The sequence below is a fragment of the Shewanella sp. 10N.286.52.E4 genome (assembly GCF_041468785.1).
Taxonomy (GTDB): Bacteria; Pseudomonadota; Gammaproteobacteria; order Enterobacterales; family Shewanellaceae; genus Shewanella; species Shewanella electrodiphila.
The window spans coordinates 1-6,217 of sequence record NZ_JBFRJJ010000087.1; the positions used below are offsets into that span (position 1 = coordinate 1).

General features: G+C 39.1%; 8 protein-coding genes. 6 read left to right on the forward strand and 2 right to left on the reverse strand.

The genetic code is table 11. The features are described 5' to 3' along the window. Nucleotides 1–134: 134 nt before the first annotated feature. Both AB4153_RS21455 and AB4153_RS21460 read right to left on the reverse strand, forming a co-directional pair. Nucleotides 135–1,286, reverse strand: coding sequence for a lipase family protein (locus tag AB4153_RS21455; RefSeq protein WP_371998609.1), 1,152 nt, complete (start codon nucleotides 1,284–1,286; stop codon nucleotides 135–137). Between the two features lie 16 nt (nucleotides 1,287–1,302). Then, entirely contained in the window at nucleotides 1,303–1,740 is a 438-nt protein-coding gene (locus AB4153_RS21460; RefSeq protein ID WP_303515235.1) for a DUF6795 domain-containing protein, read from the reverse strand. Between the two features lie 304 nt (nucleotides 1,741–2,044). Here AB4153_RS21460 and AB4153_RS21465 point away from each other — a divergent pair, with 304 nt between their 5' ends. The 6 genes from AB4153_RS21465 to AB4153_RS21490 all read left to right on the forward strand — a co-directional run bounded on the left by AB4153_RS21465 (nucleotide 2,045) and on the right by AB4153_RS21490 (nucleotide 6,057). Next, nucleotides 2,045–3,112, forward strand: a complete 1,068-nt coding sequence (locus AB4153_RS21465) for a hypothetical protein (protein WP_371998610.1) — start codon at nucleotides 2,045–2,047, stop codon at nucleotides 3,110–3,112. Nucleotides 3,113–3,115: 3 nt separating this feature from the next. Beyond that, nucleotides 3,116–3,454: a hypothetical protein gene (locus AB4153_RS21470; protein WP_371998611.1), complete on the forward strand. Its 339-nt coding sequence runs from the start codon at nucleotides 3,116–3,118 to the stop codon at nucleotides 3,452–3,454. Nucleotides 3,455–3,546: 92 nt separating this feature from the next. Beyond that, on the forward strand, nucleotides 3,547–3,777 hold the full coding sequence (locus AB4153_RS21475; RefSeq protein ID WP_371998612.1) for a hypothetical protein: 231 nt from the start codon (nucleotides 3,547–3,549) through the stop codon (nucleotides 3,775–3,777). A 3-nt stretch (nucleotides 3,778–3,780) separates the two neighbouring features. Continuing rightward, a complete protein-coding gene (locus AB4153_RS21480; protein ID WP_371998613.1) occupies nucleotides 3,781–4,119 on the forward strand; it encodes a hypothetical protein in 339 nt (112 codons plus the stop codon). Between the two features lie 263 nt (nucleotides 4,120–4,382). Further along, entirely contained in the window at nucleotides 4,383–4,640 is a 258-nt protein-coding gene (locus AB4153_RS21485) for a hypothetical protein (protein WP_371998614.1), read from the forward strand. A 958-nt stretch (nucleotides 4,641–5,598) separates the two neighbouring features. Next, nucleotides 5,599–6,057: a hypothetical protein gene (locus AB4153_RS21490; protein ID WP_371998615.1), complete on the forward strand. Its 459-nt coding sequence runs from the start codon at nucleotides 5,599–5,601 to the stop codon at nucleotides 6,055–6,057. Nucleotides 6,058–6,217: the final 160 nt, after the last annotated feature.

The following is a 6,217-nucleotide window of genomic DNA, read 5'->3' on the forward strand; positions in this document are numbered from 1 at the left end:
AAAAATAGTGTGTTAGATTCATATCGTTTGTGTGGGCAGGCAAATGCTGCTGGTTTGGTGTTTGAGAATGTTTTGCAGTGTTAAAGCAATAAAGCCAATTCCTACTTGCAGTTATTGGCTTATTTAATCATTGCTTAGTTGAGAGCTTCACGTGCTAATCGATTGACTGTTTTAATGGTTTGTTCAAATACCCACTTAATAAAGTCATAAGATAATGTTTTTACTTTATGGCTAGCATGACCAGCAAACACCAACATATGGGCGAGTAAGCCATTTAGTTGCCCTGTGAAGGTGGCATTGTGTAAAGTGACATCAGATAATACCATGGCGATTTGATCGTAAAAATTCAAACCATTTGAGATACCACTTTGTATTCTGGCAGCAACGCCATTTCCTAGCTGACGTAATAAGGTCAGTAGCGCTTCGCTTAATCGATTCATCCAAAATAAATCACGGCTGACTTGATGACTTAAGCGTGCATCTAACGTCACTCTTTTGTGGCTATTAAAGCTCACTTTTCGTTGATATGAATGCCAATCATTGCTTTTCATATCTTGCATATAATATTTAACTCTGTGCTTGATAGGGTTCACAAAGCCTGAGTTATCAACTCGATATTCATAGCCATTATATGGTGCATGCACAAAAGGCCAGACTGGCACCATAGGGACGGGGTCGCAACCTTTAGTGCAGCGAAATATATTCTCTTGCCCTAAAGAGTTTGTACTTTTAAGTGCGAAATCGGCAAAGCCAACTTTCGGTGCACCAATACTATATAGCTTCACATTTGCGAGTCGTTGCTTTGCCCAATCGGCAATTAATGTTGCTATGGCGCCACCTAAACTGTGTCCAACACAATGAAGCGTTGCATTGGCTGGTACTAAATTAATATATTCGCATAATTCAGTTTTCATTGATTCAAATACTGAGTTGAAACCTGCATGCACTAATGCACCACGCTCAGTTGAACTGGTAGAGGCTCGCGCGTCAGTAGACAAGTCATTTAAACTCGCAAAATTTGTCCCACGTACAGCGATGACAATATCATTTTTATATTCTTGACTCTTGCCTTGCCCAACTAATGCAAAGCCTGTCTGTTGATTTCTAGCTTTAGCAACAAAACCACCAGATGTTCCCATCACGGGTTTAGAAAATGAATCAAAATTAAAGTGATTTGATAAGGATTTGCTAGTATCAAAGGAAAACCGCTTTTGTTTTTTCATTTGTAGCGTCGAGTAGGCAATAGAAGAAAGCTCTACCACCATATTTGGAGATAATGTTCCCATAATTTCATCCTTAAATTTAGAGTGAACAATTCGATCTTACAATTAGAGGGTATTCAGGTGCTTCTACATTGGTTAATTCAAACACCTCTTCTTCATTACTTATATCAGAAGTAAGATTGCTTAAGTGTGTTTTACATATAGTAGGGCAAGTAATGTCATGTTGGTTTGTAGCCCAAATATAAGTTTCACTATCATGATCATGCATAGTGAATTCAATCACTTGCCTAACAACGGGTTCATGCAGAATATTACCTGGTAAGCGTGATTTGATAGATTTTGCTTCAAAGCTAAACTCACCATTAGCATTTGTTAAGCAGTTATCTAGATATTCTTCGTCAGCGTAGGTTAGGCTGCGCTCTATAAGCAGGTTTTCAATAGGGGAGCCATTATTAGAGATTTTGCCATGAACCTCTGGGCTTAATTCGACAGTATATTTCTTAAGCATTCCTAGCATACTTTTGCTCCTTGCAAGTAAGGTAAGTGATTATAATCGCCGTTTATAATAAGTAAACTATTTGAAGCTAAAGTTGATTTTTTCAGAATAAAAAACCTTTAGTTATATACCCTTAAGTATGTTTTTGTACTTCATGAATAGTTATTTCTGGCGTGTTGGGGCAGACTAAACTTAATTTAAGAAATAATAGGGCATAGTTTGACCCCGCTTAATGCTTAAGTCTTGTTCAATATGTTGTGCCGTAAAGGATTTCGTGTAAAATTTGTTTGGAAATTATGGAAAGCTCAATTAGAAAGGAACTCTAATGCCACAAGAATACGATCTGTGTTTTAGTACACAAAGCCGCGCTTCATTACCTATAAATGCTGATGATATTAATCAAGTAAAAGCATTTCGAAATAACAACCCGCATATTTTAGGCAACTTTCTGCCTGCTGGTACTCCGTTTGTTTTGCCAGCTGATGCAACTCAATCTATTCAGCAAGCTCGGCCAGATCTCGCTTGTGCATTGTCAGAAGTGTATAACTGGCCTTCGCATTCCCAGCGAAAAGTGGCACAAATGAATGCTATTTTTGGTGATGATCAGCTCCAAGCTATTGCAGCTGTTTACCAAAAAGAAATACAACCTTATGTGACAACAGCAAGAAAGATGACCGAAGGGAATGTTGATTCATTAACGGGTTTAGGCGCTGGTGCGACTGCAATAGCTGCTAAAGAAGGGCGCTTAAGTAGTTTTGGTAAAGCTATTTTCAAATATCAAACAGCTTTAATCGATATCCATCATGCTTCTAAAAATAAAGCGAATAAAACGACTTTAATTAAATTAGGCCAAATTGCCAAAGCGGCTCATTTAGACCTCAACGAAAAATTTGCTCGAGAAGTTAAACATTTCAGCGGTGTGGTTAAGGCAAATAAGCGTGGCAATATCTGGTCAAGTGCACAACGTGGCTCAGATATCGCACGAAGCAGCCGTGATATCTCACGTTTAAAGTTAACGTCACTGTCAGGTATACGCAGTATTCGTGGTTTAGAAATTGCGTCTGATATTGCTGGCAAAGGGCTTATAGCGTTGGATGCTGGTATTCGAGCTGATAGTGTTTATAACGATTATAAAGCAGGTAATGACTGGCAACGTAGTGCAGTGGTAGAGACTACAGGTTTTGGACTTGGGACTGTAGCTGGTCTTGCGGCTGGTACAAGTGTTGTAAGTGCGGGTGCTGGAATTGCATTAGCAATGGGGCCTGTAGGCTGGGTTATTCTTATCGGTGTGGGTATAGGTGCAGGTTATGGCGCAGGAAAACTTGGAGATGCTTTTGGAAAAGGGTTGTCAGGCTATATGTACGATATTAGTTCATCTGTAGATTGGTTTTGAGGCATGAAAGAATTCGTATTAATCACGGGGGGGATTGCTACTGTGCTATTTCTGTTTAGCACGTTACTTTTTACCAGAACCTCAATGAAAACCATAGAACGTAAAATGCTAGCAGAAGGTATAGATATACCCTGGTGGGATCAACGAGGGTGGGGATTGCGAGTATCTACCCTTGTGATGGTAGTAGCTCGTGGTAAGCCTTCAAAGCATCCCGTATTAGTAGATGAAGCAATTCTACGGCATTCTCGGACATACGATAGAATGCTTGCAATAATTGTAGAAATATCTTTTGTTTTTTTTATGATTTTTGCAGCAATTTATTACTTTCTTTACGAAAACTAGATTGCTTTTCTCAAAGGGACATTGCAGCGACGAAACAATGCCGTTTATTTCAAGTTAGGTATAAAGCAGGTAATGACTGGCAACGTAGTGCAGTGGTAGAGACGACAGGGTTTGGTTTTGGCACCGCAGCAGGGCTTGCTGTAGGCGCAAAAACAGTAGCTTTAGGGGCTGGCATAGCATTAGCTTTAGGCCCAGTTGGTTGGGTTATCCTTATCGGAGTAGGAATCGGTGCAGGTTATGGCGCTGGGAAAATTGGTGACTACTTTGGTAAAGAGTTTTCAGGTTACCTCTATGATACTAGTTCATCTGTCGATTGGTTTTGAGTTATGGATAAATTCTTATTGATCACAGGCGGTAGTGCTATGGTGTTATCCCTATTAAGCACTTTAATTTTCACCAGAATTTCAATGAAAACGATAGAGCGTAAAATGATCGCTGATGGGATTGATGTTCCTTGGTGGGATCAAAAAGGCTGGGGGTTTAGAGTTTCTACTTTTGTCACCGTGTTAGCGCGCAGTAAACCTTCTAAATATCCCGTGTTAGCTGATGAAGTTATTTTACGGCATTCGCGAATTTTTGACCGAGTACTAGCTAGAGTCGTTTCTATATCCTTTGTATATTGTATGATTTGCGGAACAATTCATTATTTTATTTACAATACTTAACTGTGAATGGGATATACCTCATTGAAATCTGGGTCTATTGGCTGGTCATTTAATTGGGGTATGAATTAGTGCAGGTTATGGGGCAGGGAAAATAGGTGATTTTATTGGAAAAGAGGGTGCAGGTTTTATGTATGATTTAAGCTCTGATGTGAATTGGTTTTAAAATGGAAGTTTTGAGCCCAGCTGAAGAAGCCATAAAGTTGCTAATGATCATTAGCTCTTTTATATGTCTTATAAGTACTTTGTTATTCACCCGGACTTCTATGAAAAGCATTGAACGTAAAATGTTGGCTGAAAGGGTTGATATTCCGTGGTGGGATGAAAAAGGTTGGGGGTTTAGAATTTCCATTTTTACCTCAATCTTGGCTCGTGGTAAGCCTTCAAAGCACCCTGTATTAGCTGATGAAGCAATTCTGCGTCATTCTCGCACTTACGATAGAGTACTCGCAATAATCGTAGAAATATCTTTTGTATTTTGTATGCTTTCGGGAGGAATTATTTACTTTTTTTTCGACAATTAGATTGCCGTTCTCAAAAGGGACATTGCAACAGCGAAACCAGGCAGTTATAGCTATTCTATAGCTGATACAGGCTGACAACGCACTGCCGTTGTCTAGACAGCTGGTTTGGTGAGGGTACAGCGGCAGGGCTTTATGTTGGTGCGAAAACTCTAGCTCTAGGTGTTGGAATAGCATTAGGCTAGGGCTTGTTGACTGGGTTATTCTAATTGGAGTAGGAATGGGTGCGGGCTATGCTGCAGGTAAGACCGTTGATAAAGGTACACAAATCATATCGGGTGCACTTTATGATCAAAGTTCATCAGTAAATTGGTTTTAAATTATGAGTTTAGATGATTTTGCATTGCTAATTGGGGGAGGAAGTATGATTACTTGGTGTATCAGTTTTTTACTCTTTACACTTACCTCAATGAGAACAATAGAACGTAAAATGTTGGCTGAGGGAATTGATATTCCTGTTGTGGGACGAAAAAGGATGGGGGTTAAGGATTTCTACTTTTGTATCAGTTCTAGCCCGAGGGAAACCTTCAAAAGTTCCCGTTTTAGCTGATGAAGTAATATTACGGCTTTCTCGAACATACGATCGTGTGTTAGCAAAAGTTGTCTCATATTCATTTATTCTTCTGATGTTTATTTCTATATATCTTGTTTACATGACGGATTTATAAGCCGTCATGACACCGCTTTTTTTGTTCTCGATTGTTGAGTAAAGATGTATTAGGTGAAGCCGAACGTAACTACAATATAAAGCAGGTAATGACTGGCTACGTAGTGCAGTGGTAGAGACAAAATATCACGGTGGGCTCAACCCTACTTTTTATTTCTTAAGTATCCATCAATATCGAATATTATGTTTAAAGACAACAAAGCTAGGGTTAGCACTCAGCACGGCCTATTCTTCATTACAGTATTACTGCTATTTATCCTTGGTTATTTTTACGGATTGATTCAAGAAATAAGCATGTTAAACCGTATTGAGGAAGGGGCAGCCTTAATAAAGGTTAGGCCCTCAACCCCAGCATTGTTGGTCATGGTTCCAGCGTTGATGGTACTTATTGCTGGGATTGCTTTACGCTTATTAAATAAGATGACAGCGAAGCGTCAGAAGGTTGGGCTTGTCATCATTATTGCTAGTTTTCCATTATTTCTAATGACTTGGTTTATTTTTTCACTACAACTCTCTGACAAACTCGAAACACATGGTTATAGCGAGTGTGGTTGGTATTCTGGAGCGTCTTTTGGTGCCCCACAAGTAATGGTGTTAAACGAGCAGTTTTGTATTAAAGAAGGTTACCAAGTTCGTATCGATCTTTTAGATTGGTTTGAGCAACAATATAGTACTGGAACAGAAGTCTCAGTTGAAATGGTGTCGAAACAACAACAGCAATTATTAGATGATTTTCAGCGAAAGTTTAATTGATAACTCCATCAAAAGCCTGGCTAATTAAAAAGAGCAAACTGTTCATATTTGTGCCGTTGAAATAAACAGGTTTTCATAGTCTACAGGTAAATTTATCTGCTCCGTTGTTTGTGTTTTCAACAAACGATCAGCAGACTTTTTATAACCATAACCATAACCA